The organism is Mesorhizobium sp. M5C.F.Ca.IN.020.32.2.1, assembly GCF_004023105.1.
In the GTDB taxonomy this organism is placed as follows: Bacteria; Pseudomonadota; Alphaproteobacteria; order Rhizobiales; family Rhizobiaceae; genus Mesorhizobium; species Mesorhizobium wenxiniae.
This window is the reverse complement of sequence record NZ_RZSX01001291.1, coordinates 1-1,213: the sequence shown is the minus strand read 5'-3', so window position 1 is coordinate 1,213 and position 1,213 is coordinate 1. Positions and strand designations below refer to the sequence as shown.

At 64.8% G+C, this 1,213-nt stretch carries 3 protein-coding genes; all 3 read left to right on the top strand.

The window, feature by feature from the left end; genetic code table 11:
• Positions 1 to 481: urease accessory protein UreD (locus EOA86_RS35345; RefSeq protein WP_206630236.1), on the top strand; the 481-nt coding region annotated here is incomplete at its 5' end.
• Positions 482 to 509: 28 nt separating this feature from the next.
• Positions 510 to 812 (top strand): urease subunit gamma, encoded by a 303-nt coding sequence (locus EOA86_RS35340; RefSeq protein ID WP_128345707.1) that lies wholly within the window; start codon positions 510 to 512, stop codon positions 810 to 812.
• A gap of 10 nt (positions 813 to 822) precedes the next feature.
• Positions 823 to 1,080, top strand: a complete 258-nt coding sequence (locus EOA86_RS35335; protein ID WP_128345705.1) for a DUF1272 domain-containing protein — start codon at positions 823 to 825, stop codon at positions 1,078 to 1,080.
• The last annotated feature ends 133 nt before the right edge of the window (positions 1,081 to 1,213 follow it).

The following is a 1,213-nucleotide window of genomic DNA, read 5'->3' as shown; positions in this document are numbered from 1 at the left end:
GGAAACCATCGTCTTTGATCGATCGGCGTTTGCCCGCAGGCTCGACCTGGAGCTTGCCGCCGGTGCCGAGGCGCTGGTGCTCGAGGCGACCGTCTTCGGCCGCCTCGCCATGGGCGAACGCGCGGCGCACGGCAATTTCCATGACCGCTGGCGCGTCAGCCAGGACGGAGCGCTTGTTCATGCCGAGGATTTCCGCATCGGGCCCGGCATTGCGGCCATTCTGGGCCGTTCGGCCGTGGCCGGCGGCGCCATCGCCATGGCGACGGTGCTGATGGTCTCACCGCGGGTGGAGGCTTTGCTGGATCCGGCCCGGGACATCATCAGCGGCCAGGGCGACGCCAGCGTCTGGAGCGTGAAGAAATCTGGCAAGCTTCTTGCGAGGCTGTTTGCCGAGGACGGCTACCAGCTCCGCAAGCGGCTGGTTCCGCTTGTCGAATTGCTCAACGGACGGGCGGGTCTGCCCAAATTATGGTCACTCTGATTCCGATTATGTCATTCCAGGGAAAAGCATGAACCTGACGCCAAGGGAAAAGGACAAGCTGCTGATCGCCATGGCGGCGATTGTGGCGCGCACGCGGCTCGAACGCGGTGTCAAGCTCAATCACCCGGAGGCGATCGCGCTGATCACCGACTTCGTCGTCGAGGGCGCCCGCGACGGCCGCCAGGTCGCCGAGCTGATGGAGGCCGGCGCCCATGTCGTCACCCGCGCGCAGGTGATGGAGGGCATTGCCGAGATGATCCACGACGTCCAGGTCGAGGCGACGTTTCCCGACGGCACCAAGCTGGTGACGGTGCATGAGCCGATAAGGTGAGGAGAGGGAAATGCTTGAACTGCGCCCCAACTGCGAATGCTGCGACAAGGACCTGCCGCCTGAGGCGACGGATGCGCTGATCTGCACCTTCGAGTGTACCTTCTGCGCCGATTGCGCGGTAAACGTGCTGGGCGGCGTCTGCCCGAATTGCGGCGGCAATTTTTCAGCGCGCCCGATCCGCCCGGCAGCGATGCTGGCGAAACATCCCGCCTCGACAAAGCGCGTCCTCAAGGCCGAAGGCTGCGACCCGGCCCGCAATGCCGCGTGACGGCACGATCCTGACAACGGAAGGCATATCGATGGTCCCCGCAACGATCAATCGCACGTCTCTCTCGGCGATCCTGCTTCTCGCCGCCGCAATGCCCGCCTATGCCCATGTCGGCATCGGTACGACCTCGTCC

Coding starts and splice junctions, on each gene's coding strand:
- EOA86_RS35335 (WP_128345705.1), top strand. CDS start 823: ATGCTTGAACTGCGCCCCAACTGCGAATGCTGCGACAAGGACCTGCCG.
- EOA86_RS35340 (WP_128345707.1), top strand. CDS start 510: ATGAACCTGACGCCAAGGGAAAAGGACAAGCTGCTGATCGCCATGGCG.